The organism is Alkalibacillus aidingensis (assembly GCF_014595945.1).
In the GTDB taxonomy this organism is placed as follows: Bacteria; Bacillota; Bacilli; order Bacillales; family Alkalibacillaceae; genus Alkalibacillus; species Alkalibacillus aidingensis.
In genome coordinates this window covers 414,877-432,894 of sequence record NZ_JABXWU010000002.1, presented here as the reverse complement: position 1 = coordinate 432,894, position 18,018 = coordinate 414,877, and the positions used below count along the sequence as shown (strand labels likewise).

12 protein-coding genes are annotated in these 18,018 nt (G+C 42.7%); 7 read left to right on the top strand and 5 right to left on the bottom strand.

The window, feature by feature from the left end:
- Window positions 1–86 precede the first annotated feature (86 nt).
- On the bottom strand, window positions 87–1,115 hold the full coding sequence (locus HWQ49_RS07170; RefSeq protein WP_188206924.1) for an LCP family protein: 1,029 nt from the start codon (window positions 1,113–1,115) through the stop codon (window positions 87–89).
- 479 nt (window positions 1,116–1,594) lie between these two features.
- Between HWQ49_RS07170 and HWQ49_RS07165 the strand changes: the two genes are divergently transcribed.
- The 3 genes from HWQ49_RS07165 to HWQ49_RS07155 all read left to right on the top strand — a co-directional run bounded on the left by HWQ49_RS07165 (window position 1,595) and on the right by HWQ49_RS07155 (window position 5,560).
- The gene (locus HWQ49_RS07165; RefSeq protein WP_188206923.1) at window positions 1,595–2,869 is read left to right on the top strand and encodes a nucleotide sugar dehydrogenase; all 1,275 of its coding nucleotides are present in this window, start codon (window positions 1,595–1,597) and stop codon (window positions 2,867–2,869) included.
- 21 nt (window positions 2,870–2,890) lie between these two features.
- Entirely contained in the window at window positions 2,891–3,922 is a 1,032-nt protein-coding gene (locus HWQ49_RS07160; RefSeq protein ID WP_188206922.1) for a GNAT family N-acetyltransferase, read from the top strand.
- 732 nt (window positions 3,923–4,654) lie between these two features.
- Entirely contained in the window at window positions 4,655–5,560 is a 906-nt protein-coding gene (locus HWQ49_RS07155) for an NERD domain-containing protein (protein ID WP_188206921.1), read from the top strand.
- A 527-nt stretch (window positions 5,561–6,087) separates the two neighbouring features.
- Here HWQ49_RS07155 and HWQ49_RS07150 read toward each other — a convergent pair.
- The 4 genes from HWQ49_RS07150 to csaB all read right to left on the bottom strand — a co-directional run bounded on the left by HWQ49_RS07150 (window position 6,088) and on the right by csaB (window position 13,016).
- A complete protein-coding gene (locus HWQ49_RS07150) occupies window positions 6,088–8,223 on the bottom strand; it encodes an ICP22 family protein (RefSeq protein WP_188206920.1) in 2,136 nt (711 codons plus the stop codon).
- A gap of 84 nt (window positions 8,224–8,307) precedes the next feature.
- A complete protein-coding gene (gene murJ / locus HWQ49_RS07145; RefSeq protein WP_188206919.1) occupies window positions 8,308–9,819 on the bottom strand; it encodes a murein biosynthesis integral membrane protein MurJ in 1,512 nt (503 codons plus the stop codon).
- Window positions 9,820–9,822: 3 nt separating this feature from the next.
- Complete coding sequence (locus tag HWQ49_RS07140) at window positions 9,823–11,040, bottom strand: glycosyltransferase family 4 protein (protein ID WP_188206918.1); 1,218 nt, start codon at window positions 11,038–11,040, stop codon at window positions 9,823–9,825.
- An 860-nt stretch (window positions 11,041–11,900) separates the two neighbouring features.
- Window positions 11,901–13,016: a polysaccharide pyruvyl transferase CsaB gene (csaB, locus tag HWQ49_RS07135; RefSeq protein WP_188206917.1), complete on the bottom strand. Its 1,116-nt coding sequence runs from the start codon at window positions 13,014–13,016 to the stop codon at window positions 11,901–11,903.
- A 736-nt stretch (window positions 13,017–13,752) separates the two neighbouring features.
- On the opposite strand from csaB, the gene HWQ49_RS07130 reads away from it, so the two are divergent.
- The 4 genes from HWQ49_RS07130 to HWQ49_RS07115 are packed head-to-tail and all read left to right on the top strand — an operon-like array spanning window position 13,753 to window position 17,931.
- Complete coding sequence (locus HWQ49_RS07130; protein WP_188206916.1) at window positions 13,753–14,475, top strand: WecB/TagA/CpsF family glycosyltransferase; 723 nt, start codon at window positions 13,753–13,755, stop codon at window positions 14,473–14,475.
- A gap of 45 nt (window positions 14,476–14,520) precedes the next feature.
- A complete protein-coding gene (locus tag HWQ49_RS07125) occupies window positions 14,521–15,438 on the top strand; it encodes a PIG-L deacetylase family protein (RefSeq protein WP_188206915.1) in 918 nt (305 codons plus the stop codon).
- Window positions 15,435–16,544, top strand: a complete 1,110-nt coding sequence (locus HWQ49_RS07120; protein WP_188206914.1) for a glycosyltransferase family 4 protein — start codon at window positions 15,435–15,437, stop codon at window positions 16,542–16,544. Before HWQ49_RS07125 ends, HWQ49_RS07120 begins: the two co-directional genes overlap by 4 nt.
- Before the next feature lies 1 nt (window position 16,545).
- On the top strand, window positions 16,546–17,931 hold the full coding sequence (locus HWQ49_RS07115; protein WP_188206913.1) for an O-antigen ligase family protein: 1,386 nt from the start codon (window positions 16,546–16,548) through the stop codon (window positions 17,929–17,931).
- Window positions 17,932–18,018 lie beyond the last annotated feature (87 nt).

Genomic DNA, 18,018 nt, shown 5'->3' with positions numbered 1-18,018 from the left:
CAATTAATTTCGGAGTAAAAGCAGCCTAAGAAGGTGTTTTATCTTTGTCTCATTTCGCTATGTCAGTCTACTGAAACGGTTTTTCGTTAATCAAAGGATAGATCGTCATCTTCAGTATCATCAACGTCCTGATCTTCTGATTTACCTAAAAACTCTTTAAGAGCTTCTTTATTCTGTTCTTGATCGATCTCTAGTACAGAACCGGCATGATTATAGCTAGCGTCACTATAACTTCCTTCAACAGGGATACGGAATGTCTCGATTTCATCAGGTGTATCACGGAAATAATCCGTTAAAATGGAAATAATCGTTGATGTCCCCATATTCGTATCGACATAAGGTTCAAGCGTACCGACAGCTCTTGGCAGTCTTGAGACCCCTGTGAATGAAAGAATTTCTTCCTTAAGAGCTGAAATTACTTGCTGTTGACGTCTGACTCGACCAAAGTCATTTTCATGGTCAGCACGGAATCTAGCATAATCCAACAGATCAGATCCGTTTAGCTTCTGAACACCTGGATACAAGTCAATATTGACCTCACCAGCCCAGTCACTATACTGCATACGTTTTTCAACATCGATCTCTACGCCATCAGGAGAAACTGTATCAACAATACTTTCAAAACCTTTGAAGTTCACCATCGCATAATAATGAATATCAATATCGAAGTTTTCCTTAATCGTCTGCCTTAATAGCTCAGGACCACCATAGGCAAAGGCAGAATTGATCTTATTATCACTATAACCTGGGATCGACACGTAAGTATCGCGCATAATTGAGACCAATTTAGCCCGGTCTTCATCAGGGTCATACTGGCCGATCATGATCGTGTCTGTTCTAGGTGAACCACCATTTTCAGCGTCCACACCTAAAATTAGCACGTTTGTTTCATTGGATTCAGAACTCTCAGCACCTTCAAAGTTCTCACGGTCCTCTTCGCTCCGATCAGGGTCATAACTTTCACCCATTTCAGCCTCAGCAGCTCTTTTCCCCTGTTGGTATTCGTAATAAATATAACCAACAAAAGCTACTGCGAAGATCAGCACCACAGATATGAAGATTTTTATTCGACGTCTAAACCGTTTTTTCCTTAAATCTTTGCGTGATGTTGCCATATATTTCGCTCTCTTTCCTTTTGTACTCGTTAAACTCCCTTTATATATAATTCTAATCGATAGAGGGTATGTTATATGATTAACGGACCATTTTATTAGACGTGTGATTCCCATGGATGTTTCAATTAAAAAGCATAGATATCCTTGGAAACAAGAAAACAGATGAGCTTGAAGGAAATTTATAAGAAACTCCTTAAGGTCATCGATAGTTAGTACAATTTGAGGTTATTAATACCTATAACTTTTATCTTAACATAAATGAATCAAATTATCTTTGAGGAATAAACAATTTTTAACTTTAAAATTCAATGACAGAAACAGACGATTTTGTACGAAGATTGTAATATGAAATCCTCGAAGTCGAAAGGTCAGCCTTTAAGCCGACTGAAGGTAGTCTTGACCGTTTGAGTCGCCTGGCTGATGTGGTATACTATTCTAAGAATAAACTCCAATAAATAAAGAAAGAAGTGTTACAAGTTATGACAAGAATTTGCGTTATTGGATTAGGTTATATCGGACTACCAACCTCAGCACTTTTTGCTAATGAAGGCTACGAAGTCGTTGGAGTCGATGTAAACGAAAAAGTCGTACAACGAATTAATGAAGGTGTTATTCATATAGAAGAACCAGGCCTAGATGAAATGGTAGAAAAAGCTGTGGCCAGTGGCAGGCTAACTGCTTCAACAGAACCAACTGAAGCAGATTACTTCATTATTGCTGTACCAACACCGATCTATGAAGACAAGACTGCTAATTTAGACTATGTCGTACAAGCAACGAAGAACCTTTTGCCAAAGCTACAAAAAGGAAATACGGTGATCGTCGAGTCAACGATTCCACCAAGAACGATTAGTGATGTCGTAGCACCAATTGTAAGAGAACACGGCTTCAACCCAGATGAAAATGACGTCTACTTAGCCCATTGCCCAGAGCGCGTTATCCCTGGGAACATTGTCTATGAATTAAAACATAACCACCGTATTGTCGGAGGATACACGAGTGAGGCAGCCGAGCAAGCAGCCAAAATCTATGAAAACTCCGTAGACGGTGACGTGCGTAAAACAGACGCTGTCGTCGCAGAAATGTCCAAGCTCATGGAAAACACATTCCGTGATGTGAACATTGCCCTAGCAAACGAACTATCTAAAATCGCGGATGATTTAACAATCGATGCATCTAAAGTGATCGAAATGGCCAACATGCACCCACGCGTCAACATTTTACAACCAGGACCAGGCGTTGGTGGCCACTGCATTCCAGTTGACCCATATTTCATTATTGAAAAAGCACAGGAATCATCACCATTAATGCAAACCGCGCGTCGCATTAACGATTCCATGCCACAATTCGTCCTAGACAAAATCAACAAACTAACTGAAGGCATCGATTCACCTAAAATCGCATTACTTGGCTTAACGTATAAAGGCAACACGTCCGACATGCGCGAAAGCCCAGCTTTAGACATCATTAAGCTATTGGAAGAAAAGGCGCCGGGCGTGGAATTTAAATGTCACGATCCATATGTCGAACTAGAGGATCACTCATTCGAGCATCAGCTTTACACGTTGGAAGATGCACTTGCAGACGCAGACTTAGCCGTAGTGTTAGCCGATCACCAAGAATTTAAAGAAGTGATGGCATCAACCTTTACCGACAATATGAAAACTCCAACCATTTTAGATACACGTAACGTTTACGGCGAATCCTTCTTTGGCGTAACCGTTCATTCACTAACCAACTTAGTCAACGTTTAAAAGGTGAAGGAGAAACCCGTTATGATTAGACCGTTTGAAAAAGGCGACGAAGCCCAGTTAAATCGATTATTCAAACACGTATTTGATAAAGACCGTTCAATTGAGGAATTTGAGTGGAAATATTTAAAACACCCAGTCAAGAACAACCCGTGGATCTTAGTCTACGAAGAAGATGGAGCAATACTCGGCTCCATCGCCTTATGGGTGTTGGACGCTTATGTTAAGGGGGAAGAACGCCAAATTGCTCTTCGCTGTGACACCATGGTCAGCCCAGAAGCGAGAGGAAAAGGGGTGTACCGGCAGCTAAACGAAGCCATGCTTGAGCGTGCAAAGCAGGATGGAATCGTTTATTTGTACGGCTTCCCATCCGAACAAGCCAAAGGGCCGTTGATGAAGCAAACTGGTGGAAAACATCTCGGTGAAGTCTCCAGAATGGTCGCCATCTATGAGCCTGTTAGTATTTTGAGTGGGAAGCTACCACTTTTGAAGCCTTTTCGCTTAGTCGACCGTATCTACCGCAGACGGCAAACGAAAGTGAACCGGAAATTTAAATCGGACATCGTCGAGATTAGTTTGGTGGACGTCTTTGACCAACGAGTGGATGAGCTTTGTGAACAGACTCGTAACTTGAGCCCAGTCCTTGTAAAAAGAACAAAGGATTACTTGAACTGGCGCTATGCCGAGCACCCCATTCATGACTACCAGATTTTGATCGCCGAAAAAGCTGGTGAGCTAATCGGCTACACCATCCTTAAAACCGAACCAAAAAACGGCTTCAAAGCAGGCGCCATCGTCGACATGATCGCTCTCCCAGACGACGAGGAAGTCTGGAAAGCCCTCGCCCACCAAAGCGTAAAGCAATTGAGCGACTGCGCCTTAATCCAAGCCTGGACCATCCCGGAAACGATGTTCGCTCAAACCCTTGAGAAAGCCGGCTTCTTCGAAAAAGACCAACCCATGCCACTAGTCGGCAACCTTTTGGAAGAACAACGCAAATCCATCCACCACATGAACGCATTTTATATAACCCAAGGCGATGTCGATTCATTTTAAATGTTGGTTGAGCCCCTGCGAATGCAGGGGCTTTTAATATATTAACGGAAAAGCCCCGTAATGGTAATGATGCGTCAATAAGGAGCGCTCTAATTAACGGAAAAGCCTCGTAATGTGGCTGAAGCGTCAAATAGGCAAGCTCTAATTAACGGAAACGCCTCGCGATGTGGCTGAAGCGTCAAATAGGCGAGCTCTAATTAACGGAAAAGCCTCGCGATGTGGATGAAGTGTCAATAAGGCTAGCTCTAATTAACGGAAACGCTTCGCGATGTGGATGAAGTGTCAATAAGGCTAGCTCTAATTAACGGAAAAGCCTCGCGATGTGGATGAAGTGTCAATAAGGCTAGCTCTAATTAACGGAAAAGCCTCGCGATGTGGATGAAGCGTCAAATAGGCAAGCTCCAATAAACAGAAAAGCCCCGTAATGGTGATGATGCGTCAATAAGGAGCGCTCTAATTAACAGAAAAGCCTCGCGATGGGATGGAACCGTCAAATAGGCAGGCTCTAATTAACGGAAATCCCTCGTAATGGCTCCGAACCGTCAAAGCCACGCTCTAATTAACGGAAACATTCTATCAAAAGCTGCAACCGTTAATTAGAAATCACTTCTTTTCATCACCACCCAACCCCACCCAATAAAAAGTATAAAATTTTCCTCTAAATTACTGGAATTATGTATTTATATGGAGAATTTAAGTATAATAGATTTAATCAAAGAAAGGATGTTGGATATGATCTACAAAAAACGTACACAATCCAAGGAACTAACAATCTTGAAATCCCTCGACAACCGAATGGAACTCCCCACCAACTACAAGCAGAACTTTCTAAACCTATTAAAAGGCTACGAAGGAGAGGTCAAATTCGATTCACTTACTGAAAAACTCCAATGTGATTGCCTCATCTTAAATGACTTGCTTTTTAACACAAATAACACCACTTTTCAGATTGATTCTCTCATGATCACTTTGAAAACACTCTATCTTTTCGAAGTAAAAAACTTTGAAGGAGATTATTATTATGAAAATGACAAATTCTTCAAAAGAAACAACTATGAAATCCTAAACCCTCTGCATCAGCTAAGCAGATGTAAATCTCTATTTTCCCAGCTGCTCTACAAACAAAAAATTGACTTTTTCATTCAAGCTAACGTTGTTTTCATCAACCCAGAATTTATGCTATACCAATCACCTAAAGGCCAACCCATGATCTTCCCACCACAAATCAATCGTTATCTGAGCAAATTTAATTCAATATCATCAAAATTAAATAAACACCACAAGCGAATTGCAGACGAACTAATCTCTCTCCAAACAACAGAGAACCCTTATAACAACCTACCACCCTATGAATATCGTCATCTTCGAAAAGGTATTATTTGCCCAAAATGTAATTCCTTTTCCATTGTCCATGAAAAAATCCAATCTATTTGTGAAGAATGTGGACACAAAGAAAAGACCTCAACCGCCGTTCTCCGAAATGTCAACGAATTAAAACTTCACTTTCCAGAAGAAAAAATAACAACCCCAATTATTTACGACTGGTGTAACCACCAAATATCCGAAAGAAAAATCAGAACTACACTTGAAAAAAATTATAAAAAGAAAGGCCAAAAACGTTGGGTCTACTTTGAATGATCGACTAAATTAGGAGGAAGAAAAAACCATCACCGACTACACAGTATTGAAAATGAAGAAAGGCTGTCACTAGCGGTTATACATTTTTAGAGCTCCAAACTATCAAATATTGAAGCTCTAATTAACGGAAAAGCTTCGTGGTGGGATGGAACCGTCAATAAGGCAGGCTCTAATTAACGGAAATACCTCGTAATGGCGTCTAAGCGTCAAATAGGCACGCTCTAACTAACGGAAACGCCTCGCGATGGGATGGAACCGTCAATAAGGAGCGTTCTAATTAACGGAAATACCTCGTAATGGTGTCCAACCGTCAAATAGGCCTGCTCTAATTAACGGAAAAGCCTCTCCACGGGTCCGAACCGTCAAATAGCCCCACTCTAATTAACGAAACCACCTCTCCAAATGCCAAAACCGTCAATTAGAATAACCGTCATCAGTACTGTACTCACCCCATCTCCCAGACCCACCCTCAAGTCCATAAAAAAAGCTGAATTGCCCCAAGCAATTCAGCCTCCGTCTATCTACTATTAAATCTGATCGCATACACCGGACTCAAGCTTAGATTCGTACAATAATTGGAAGACCACGCTTGGGCCGTACATAGTCTGCTCCCAAGCAATTTGATTATCATACAAATCCTCAAGAGTTAAGCAGTCGTAGTCGTTGCCATCAAAGGTCAGATCGGCATTGAGCTGATACCATAAGTCACCAAAATGCTCATCATCGAAACGTACCCAGTCAGCACCAATGATTTCAACGGCGCGCCTCATCTCGTAAGCTGCGTCCAAGTATCGCTCATCATCCGTTTTAAAATAAGCTGTTAATAAATAGTGGATTTCTGCAAGAACGTGATTCAAGCTCGCATGCGGGGTGGTCGTAATGCCAGGTCCGACATAGTCAGTGAGTAGAGTAGCACTGCCTTCAGCAACAAGGGGAGCTTCTCTATTCTCCTGATCCTCACGATACTGTTCTTCAGCGCCGTCTTCAGCATCTGCGTTCTCAGCCTGATCATCGACATCATCACTCACAGAATCCTCATCTTCGGAACCAGTATCCCCAGTCTCCTCAGCATCACCAGACTCATCACGCGTGTCACCGTCGCCATCCGAACCAGCATCCTCATCACGCGTGTCACCGTCGCCATCCGAACCAGCATCCTCATCACGCGCATCGCCGTCATCACCAGAACCAGCATCCTCATCACGTGCGTCACCGTCACCATCCGAACCAGCATCCACATCACGCGCGTCACCGTCGCCATCCGAATCACCATCATCATCGCCAAAATGCCCTTTATCAAACTCGCGATCGCTGACATGATCTAACTCTTCCACATCAAAATCCTCAAAAATCTCTTCAAACCCATCTAAACCACTAAAATCCTCACTATCAAGCTCAATCACATAGCCACTACCACGATCAAGCGTCGCCGAATCTGCCTCATCCAGCATCGCCCCCTCATCATCGCCATCAAGCACCTCAACTAAATAATCAGCATAAGTCAAAAACTCATCTGTATAATCAAGCCCGAGCACTTCCTCAACCTTCAAGTAAAATAGTCCCAAGCCTTCCAGATGCCTCGTGTCCAAATAAGGTGCGTGCACGCCGTAAGGCTTTTTCAACCAAGTCGATGTATACTCAGTCGGAATCAAACCAAGCTCGCTACCACCATATTCATCACGCATCGCCTCAAGCACCGTCAGCGAATTCAACGTAAATAAATAATCAGAAAACTGACCGTAATCTCGATAATGGCGCAAATACTCATCACGGAACTGATAACCTAAGTTACGCCCATAGGCCATTTCATCAAACGGCTCCACCGACCATGGTAGCTTCGCGTAAATCCCGTTAGGTGTGATCCACTTATGGTAACGGCGATAGTTTTCCAGCATATCCTCTTGGGCACGATCTACATGATCACCATCGATCAATGCCTGATCCCCATACATCAGCCACGTCTCAAAGCGCTCACTTTCGTCTGGAAACGACCACGCCACATCCATAGAAAAATGATTCTCACCAACGGAAACATCCGACGTCAACTCCGAATCAAGCACGCGCACACGACTCTCACCGTCACCTTCATACTGCTCGGTCAAATCATGCGACAACATCTGCCGCCCAAACAAATAAGACGTCTCACGGACATGACTTGCCATATTCAATAATCCGACCGGTCCTTTTAACTCATCCACACCAACTGTTGAGTCGTGAAAAATATCATACTCTAAATCGTCAAAATCATGCCAGTCAGATAACATGTCATTGGAAATATCCTGCTGAAAACTTAGCTCCCACTGACGATTTTCAACACCAGAACCAGCACCTTGTTTTACAATTTCAATAAAATAAAATCCTTGTTCGCGCTCATCATCATGATCTTCACCTGTCGAAAACGAACGATTAGTCAGCTTAAGCGTACCGACCGGGCGACCATCAGCCGTCAATTGATAGCGATAAATCGTATCCGTCGCGTGTTCCCATTCACGCTCAGACACGTCATAATCCTCAATCTGAACCCACTCGTCATCCACAGATAGTTGCATAAAATCTAGCGCAAACGGCTCAGCCTCATTAGGGGCACTGGTCGAGTAGTAAGTCACTCCCATAATGATCCCAACAATGCCAAGAACCACAATTGTATATATGATTGCTCTCAATGCTATTCAACTCCAATTGATGAGAATAAGTTGCCTGCCCTTAGATTCAGATCAAAAAGGACAGGCCACTCTATTATACTTAGCTTATTTCATTTTAATAATGTTAATCATCTGATTAAAACCTTCACGATAAAAGATGTATAGCGCACCGATATAAGTCGCGACACCAACCGGTACTAACAACAAGATTTGGACCAGTGAATAGAGCTCAGTCACACCGGTAAACTCTTGTAACAACCAGATTGGCACGGCCATAATTAGCGATGGCACAGCGACTTTAAAGAACAGCGCAAAGATTCGCCATACCTCTTTTCGCTCATAGCCGGAATACAGTGCAATCGTTGCAGCTGTCGCGTAATAAATCGACACTAATGAACTTGATAAAGCAAGCCCTGGGTATCCAAACGGCCCGACAAATAAATAGTTTAAAATCAAGTTCAACACAATCGTCACCGAACTAATCTTCAAGATTTTCTTCGTCCAGCCCTGCGCATACATACCTTTAATCGCCACCGTGAGCAAGCCCTGCGTCACAATGATCGGAATATACCACTTTAACGCTTCAAACGTATTCAAAGTATCCTGAGGCGTGAACTCCCCACGCTCATAAATAAACGCAATTAGCTGCTCACCTAACATATACGTCCCAACCGCGATCGGCACCAACGCCATAATTCCAACTTGGTAACCCGAATAAAGCGTTTCTTTAAACATTTTTGCGTCATTCGCACGTTCAGACATCAACGTGAAAATAATCGCTAACACCGTCGTCGTAAAAATCGTCGTCGGAATACTCATTAATAGTGAGGCATTATTCAAATACGTCACCGCACCACTAATTGTCCCCGTCGCAAACAATTTATTGACGAACACATTAATATGACCAACCGACGAATGTAGTAACGCCGGGATTAACAACACGAAAAAGACTTTCTTAAACTCAGAATCCATCTGTAAACTTGGCAGCCATTTGAATTTCGCCTGAACCAAGTAATAGAACTGAATCACCACACCTAAAAACGTCCCAAATAAAAAGCCGTAAGCGACCGAGTAAATCCCCCACAGATCACTAAAGAAAATAATAAACGCAACAGACATCAGCGTCCCCATAATCTTAGAAATCTGAGTCGGGACGAAAATTCGCCTCGCTTGTAAATATGACTCCAAAACCCCACTCAAGGCAATAATCACCATGAAAATGAAAAAGACTTGTGTAATTTCAATGGCAATCGCCTCAGTTGTCGGGTGCATATCCCCAAAGAACAACGGCACAATAAACGGTGCCAGAAAATAAACGACCACAGAGATTCCTGCGAAAAATAACACAACACGATTGAGCAATGCCGTCGCATCATGCTCCGCTTGCTCATAGTTCTTCTGACGAAATTTAACATAGTGAGGTAAGAAGGCAGAGTTAAAGCCATTAGCAATAACCGCCAAAATCAACGTCACAAATGTAAAAGACAGAAGAAAGCCATCCGTATATTCGTTCGCGCCGAATTCTCTAGCAATCAAACTCTCTCGTAAAAACCCGAACAACTTCAACAAGACCGATAATAACGTTGTCCAAATCGCAGCCTTCTTTAATGTAGACATAATTTATTCCTTCTCTTCTTTCTTTGGATTGCTTATAGATTCTGCACTCCTATTTAAAACACCTTCGTAAATCGAGAGATATTTTTGAGCGGCGGCTGTATGAGAATAATGCTTCTCTATGTCTTTCCTTGCCCGTTCAGCAAGCGAACTTCTGAATGACGGATCTAAATAAAGGCGCTCGATCGCATTAGCAAGCCCTTCATCATCTTTTTCAATCGTCAAAATCCCTGTCTCATCATGCTTAACAATCTCTTTTAAACCACCAACCTTAGAAGCAATCACCGGTACACCCGCACCCATCGCTTCTAAAGCAGAGATTGATGTCGCTTCCTCAACCCCATCAGCATGGACACTCGGGATAATCGTCACGTTACTCATCCCATAATAATCGGCCATCTTCTCATGGGGAATATCGCCAAGTAACGTCACATAATCTTGAAGCTTATAAGACTGAATAATCGACTCAACCCGTTCACGCTCATGCCCATCCCCAGCATAAACAAGCTGGATATTAGGAATACGCTGGATCAGTCTAGCAACCGCCAAAGCGGGATAAATCACGCCATTCTTCTTCGTCAAACGACGTGGCACAAACACGATAAATGCATCCTGATCAACACCATACTTCGCGCGAATCTCCTGACATTGATCAGTCTTCGGTACAAACGATTCAACATCAATGAAATTATGTATCCGTTCAGCATCCACACCCGCTAAGTCCTTCACATAATTTTTAATCCGAAAATCTACCGTCACGACTTGTTCAGTTAAAAGGTACGCCTCACGTTCCTTCTTCGTCAACATACGAGCAGCCTGACTATTTTCTTTTACAGAACCCCGACTAATCGCCTCAAACGTCTTATACCCATGAGCCGTCGACACCGTCGGAATACCCGTATCAACAGACGCAAACGTCGCATAAATATCCTGCGCATTAATCAAATCATAGGGATTCTTGCGATGAGCCTTCTCAATCATATGACGAAGCATCACCTGACGGAAATAATGCCCAACAAGTAACCCACGCCCTTTATTAAAAATATTCAACCCGAAGCTCGGCCCCTTCGCATAAAATTGACGCTTATAATAAGGCAGATCACTAAACGATAACACATCCACCTCATGGCCCTCAGACTCAAGGCCCTTTTTCAATGTTGTTATATGTGTCGAGAGCCCACCGATATGAGGATATTCAAACACGGTGGCTAATAAAATACGCATACTCAGTTTCCTCCTAAACGTGCAAACGCACAACTCTAACCCTAAAAAAGTCTATATCAAATTCCCCGTTGAGGCTGGAACTCTAGTCATGACAGAGGTTCTCAAGACGCTTATCTTGATGAGCGCGCCTCATTTCAGTCCATGGGCCTCGTCTTAAGACGATTTCCGTGGCGGCAGCACCATGAAATGTCCAATAGACCTCGTCTCAAGACCATTTCCACGGCAAATGCACCATAAAATGTCCGATAGAAGCCGTCTCAAGACCAATTCAACAGCAATCGCACCATAAAATGTCCGATAGCCCTCGTCTCAAGGCCATTTCCACAGCAATCGCACCATAAAATGTCCGATAGAACCCGTCTCAAGACCATTTCCACGGCAATCGCACCATAAAATGTCCGATAGAAGCTGTCTCAAGACCATTTCAACGGCTATCGCACCATGAAATGTCCGATAGACCTCATCTCAAGGCCATTTCCACAGCAACCACACCGCAAAATGTCCGATAGAAGCCGTCTCAAGACCATTTCGACGCCGGTTGCACCATAAAATGTCCGATAGAAGCCGTCTCAAGACCATTTCCACGCCAATCGCGCCCCAAAATGTCCGATAGCCCCCGTCTCAAGGCCATTTCCACGGCAATCGCGCCCCAAAATGTCCGATAGACCCCGTCTCAAGACCTGTACAAACGGCAACTGCGCCTCAAAACCATCAAGAGCCCCCATCTGTCCCAACCTCTTACATCTATAAAAACGAAAAGCACTCTCTTTTATTCAAACAAACCTATTATATTATAATTCGACATAAATGAAAATTATCGACGGGTTATTACCTATCATTTTAGTCATAAATAAAAAGCTTTATAATTTCTGATCAAAATACTCTTCCAATAATTCGACGTTCCTAAGCGCTACTTGTTTCCGTTCTTCGCGAGATTTTTCCACCTGACGCTTCACAGCAGGAAGGTCTTCATGAATCGCCTCACTTTTCTCATTCAACAACTCAAGCGACACATCCTCTAAACGCATGCCGTAATCCCACACACCAATCTGCTTAGCAATCGCTTCAACTTTAGGGTCATAGCTAATCGGAATCATCGGCACACCGGCAATCGTCGCAAAAATGACCGAATGCAGCCGCATCCCTATCACAAACTGACAATGCTTCATCATCTGTAAATATTGATTCGGCGTAAAATCAGGCCCCAACACATGACACTCATCGCCGTGCTCCATCTGATCAACGACCCAACCCGACGCCTTGACATCATGTTGACCCTCCATCGGGATAAACACCGGCGTATAGCCTTGTTCCTCAATTAACTGGTCCAAATATTTCGCCAGCTCCTGATACAACTTCTTCTCCTCAAACCACGGGCGAATCGATACACCAACAAGCTTCTGCCCCTGAACCTCACCAGGCAAGTTAGTCAAACACGCATCATCCTCACTCGCTGGGTAAGCAAAAGCTATATCAGCCGTCACGATCGTCTCAGGCTTCCTCACCTTCAACTTCTCAAGCAAATCCTTCGAACCCTGATCGCGCACCGTAATCAAGTTAGCCCGATTCGCAAACGTTCGCATCAACCACTTACCATAACGCGAATTAACCGGACCAACACCTTGCGCAAAAAACATCACCTTACAACCCATTAACTTTCCCAAAAACGCAATCAACAAATAATAAGGAAGAGGTCCAAAAATAATCTTCGTCGGATATGTATCTTGCAAGAGGCCACCGCCACCACTAACTAACACATCAGCCTGACGCATCGCCCGTAACTTCTCACGAAACGCATGACGCCAACCACGGTACACACTCTTAACCCCGTGCTTCTCCGCCGTCTCCTCAGGCCGAAGAGAAAACACCGTCAAATCATGCCCCTGCTTGTCCTTCAACTCATGAACGATCGTATCCAAAATCGCCTCATCACCCGTATTACCTAATCCATAAAAACCAGAAACCACAATCTTCATCACAACCACCCTTTATCCTTATTAATAGAGAGTTTTGTACAATTGTCCCAGACTAACGCATTCTGATGATGAAATGAATGGTTTAATGTCGACGTTTACACGACCGCAGTCTGGAACATGTAAGTACCTGATTTATACACGCATTATGTACCAATTTAGCGAAGGAAATATACGAAGACTCCTGTGGGATTAAAGGCAAAGGTGAGACCCCACTGCGAGGTACGATCGAGGAGGCTCACCAGCCGCCCACGGAAAGCGTAGTATATTTCCGTAGCGAGTATTCGCACACAATAAAATAAAGTTAGTCATTAAAAGCTTACTTTCATAATTTGTTACAATTCGACAATACTCTCTCATAATACTAGCACCAAACCACAAGATAATAAATAAGTGTTACCATTTCTTAATAAATCGCTATTCTAAAGATTAGTGTTGATGATTTAAAGAATAGCTCTTAGTTGTTGTATGGTGAAAAGCGAAGGTGGCGACTCCAGCGGGAATAGCACGAGGTGAAGATCCACTTGGGAAACGCTTTTCTTCCCAAGTTAGCTGAAGCCGTGCCCCGCGGAAAGCGTCCACCGAAAGCGAAGTACCATAACAACAACGGACATTAATAGATTGTAATAGTCCGACAAATATTTCATTCATGTTACGTCCATTTACACCCTATTTCCATTGAACACCCTTTTTGATATACTTAATACTTGTATAATTCTAACAAAATGAGGTTTTATCTATGCAAAAGGAAACATACCTAGGTGTTAACGTATCACCATTCACATACGAACAAATCTTAGAAGGAATCGAACAAAAAATCGACCAAAAAGATCAAGCAACGATTTTCGCCGTCAATCCGGAAAAAATTATGAAAGCGAAAAACGACCATCATCTAAGACAACTACTCAACCAAGCAACCTTTCAAATTCCGGACGGGATCGGTGTCATTCTCGCATCCAAACTACACCGAGGCAACATCACATCCCGTGTCACAGGCGTTGACTTAGCTGAAAAATTACTGGCCAAAGCTAACGAGCAAGGCTATCGCGTTTACTTTTACGGGGCAAAAGAGGAAGTCGGGCAGAAGATGCAGAAGAAATTAACAGAACGTTTCCCTGACTTAAAAATTGCTGGCTATTCGAATGGTTATCGTGACGACTCATCAGAGCTGATCCAAGACATTAACGAAGCCAAGCCGCACATGCTGTTTGTCGCACTCGGCTCACCTAAGCAAGAAGAGTGGATTAGTAAGCATAAGGACGAGCTTAACGTAAACGTCATCCAAGGAGTCGGTGGAACTTTCGATGTCTTAGCAGGTGAGGTCAAACGGGCACCAGCGATCACACAAAAATTAGGAATCGAATGGCTTTACCGACTCGTATCAGATCCAAAGCGAATCAAACGCCAGCTCGCATTACCAAAATTTTTACTAGCGATTTTGTTTAAAAGGAAAGAGAAATAACACCCTATAACTAAAGCATGCAGGGGAATATGCAGGGGGATTACGATGAAACGACAATTGTTAAGCGCGATGAAGCCAATCATTCGCCCGGTCACCAAAACCGTGTTAACCAATTATTATCAATCAGACTTACCGTTAACTGAATTAAACGAACAAACCGTCCTCATCCTAGCACCCCATGTCGACGACGAAACGATTGGACTAGGTGGGACGATTGCTAAATATAAAGACCAAGTCAACCCTGCAACCATCCACGTCTGCTTCATGACGGATGGAGCAGGGAGTGTCAGTGATGCTAGTAAAGACAAGCTCATCGCCCAAAGAAAGCAAGAAGCCGAGCAAGTCAAACAACTATTTAACATTGATCAATTACACTTTTTAGACGAACCAGATGGCAACCTCACCAACAATAAAGTAACACAAAATAAGCTAGATGATCTTATCACACAAATCAATCCAGATATCATCTACTGTACGACACATGTTGACTGTCACCCGGACCATATCGCAGCCGGTGACATCCTGGCTTCAACAATGGAGAAGCACCTGGAACAAAATCAAGAAACACCATTAATACGTGCGTACGAAATTAACACAGCGATACCGAAAAACTTCATTAATACTGTCGTCGATATCACGAAATATTTCGACCTAAAAACAAACGCAACAGAAATATTCCAATCACAAGCCATCGACTTTGACGGATTATTGAAAATATCTGAGTATCAAGTGCAACTAACGTCACATCCGAACGTCAAATACGTAGAAGTATTCAGAACGTATACGGCCGAAGAGTGGATTGACGCTACTAAACGAGTGTCAGGTCAATACAATTACCAAGACCACTTCAAGCAAATGAACAAAGAAGTGACGCTACTTTACGCCCATAAGAAAAACCTAGCCTTCAAAGAACAAGTCTTCCAAGAAAGCCTAGGTGGCATGAAGGAGCGTGACACCGAATGAAAGTGATGCACGTCATCTCAGGTGGTGAAACAGGTGGATCGAAAAATCATATCATCAGCCTGTTACAACAATTCACCCAAAGAGAAATCCTCCTTGTCGTCATGCAAGAAGGCATGCTCAGTCAAGAGGCCGAAGCAGCAGGTATTTCTGTCATTAATTTAAATCAAAAGAGTCGCTACGACCTAAAGGCGAGAAAACGACTGAAAGAAATCACCATCAGTGAAAACGTCGATATTATTCATACCCACGGTGCTCGTGCTAACTGGTTTGTCGCGACAATTATCAATAAACTAAACGTTAAATGGATCACCACCGTTCATAGTGATCCGATCCATGACTTTATGAAAACAGGGCTAAAAGGGAAAATCTTCACAAGACTTAACCTTTGGACCTATCAAAAGATTGACCACTTCTTTGCGGTCAGCGAACCATTTAAAGACAACCTCGTCCATTTAGGCGTACCCGAACGGAAAATAACGACCATCCTAAATGGCATTAAATTCGAAAATCAAGGGGAATCGACCCTAACGCGAAACGACTTATCAATCGACAAAGACGCATTTGTCATCACCATGGTCGCACGCTTACACCCAATTAAGGGGCACAAAGAACTGATTCAGGCAATACGCCAAGTGATCGACAACCATCCTGACCAACGAATCGACCTCGTTCTCGTCGGTGATGGAACGGAAAGAGAAGCGTTAGAAGAGCTTGCGAAAGACCAAAACATCCAACCAAATATTCATTTTTTAGGCTACCGAGACGACGTATGGGACATTTATCGTCTATCTAACGTTGGAATATTAACGTCCTATAGCGAGAGTTTTCCACTGGCATTATTAGAAGCAGCACGTGAAAAGCTACCACTAATAGCCACTCGAGTAGGAGGCATTCCGCAATTAGTCGAAAAATACGGTTGGGTAATCGAACCGAAAAGTGTGGAATCAATTGTCGAAGCATTAGAGGAAGCATTAAGACATTTTAATGAAGGAACTCTAACCAACATAGGTGAACAACAATACACCTACGCTAAAGAAAATTTCTCAGTCGAAAGACTCAGTCAACAGACAAGAAACACCTATATAGAGATCAAAAAGGAGATTTAACATGAATTTTAAACATTCTTTCACATATTATGTTATAGTGTTGCATTTATTACTCATCCCATTAGTCCCACTAAAAGTATATCTCGGACCACTCCCACTATCAGCTGAAGTGGTACTGATCCCATTACTCGTACTTGCGTTCTTATGGGACTACAAGAATAAACAAATCACCATCAACAAAGAAGCACCGATTAAGATGTTCGCCATCTTATTTGGACTTTACTTCTTGGTACAAATCATTTCATTAACGCAAGCAGAGGCCTTAACGCCAGCCGCGATGGAAATGGCAAGATATTTATCTTACGCCTTTTTATTCTTGATCGTCCTAGCGGTATCATTCACGAAACGTGAATACGTTACGTTTGCGATCACATTCTTCATCGCGATGACGATCATGACGACATATGGCGTCCTACAATTCGCCTTTGACTGGAACTTAAACAAAGCAGGACTATACGCACTCATTGATGCACACGGACGCGTACAGTCATTTACGAACAACCCAAACTACTGGGCCGGTTTAATCAACTTTGTCTTACCAATTGTCCTACTACTATCCGTCGTTTGGGCTAAAGACAAACGACTACAGCTAGGACTATTTGCGCTATTTAGTTTGTTAGTGGTCAACCAGATCTTTACCTACACAAGATCCGCATGGGTGATCATGGTTTTAGCGATATTGATGGCATTCCTATTTTTACCAAGGAAATTCTTCAAAAAAGCTATTAAAGTTCATATACTCATACCGATAATATTATTGACGGTAGTTGTCTATAACCTACCAGACGTGGAAGAACGCACAAGATCATCGGTATTCGTGATCCAATCGTTCATTCCAGACTCCGTCACGCAAGGAGCTTTAGGGGGAGGAGTAGCAGACCCTGAAGAAGAAGAGAAAACAGAAGAAGACCGATTCACAGAAGGCATGGGAACAGCAGCAGTAGCTTCAAGAACCACCTTGTGGAAGACAGGTTTAACCATGTACCAAGAAAATCCGGTCCTAGGTGTCGGAGTTGGAAACTATTCAACCAACTATAAAGACATTGTGACCAGATACCCTAACCTTTACGTTGGGCATGACACGTACTCTGTCCATAACTCATTTATTAAAGTCATGGCAGAGACAGGTACAATCGGAATCATCGCATTCCTAGCGATATATATTTATTACTACTTATATATCGGTGAGTTATACCTGAGAAACAGACAAGATCTAACAAGCCAAGTCCTACTCATCGGCCTGTTCATCGGATCAGGAACATTCATGGGTCAAAACTTAGCTAATAATTTAGTCTTTATTCCACAAATAAATGTGATCTTTTGGCTTGTATCTGCCCTACTATTAAGCTATATTATTAATAGGAATAACCAAAAAACAGCAAACTAACCAAGAAATACTTACTTTTTCTTGAAATACTGTTGTAATATATCTGTAATCGTGCTATTCTAATTACCAAAATTCTAACAAATACCA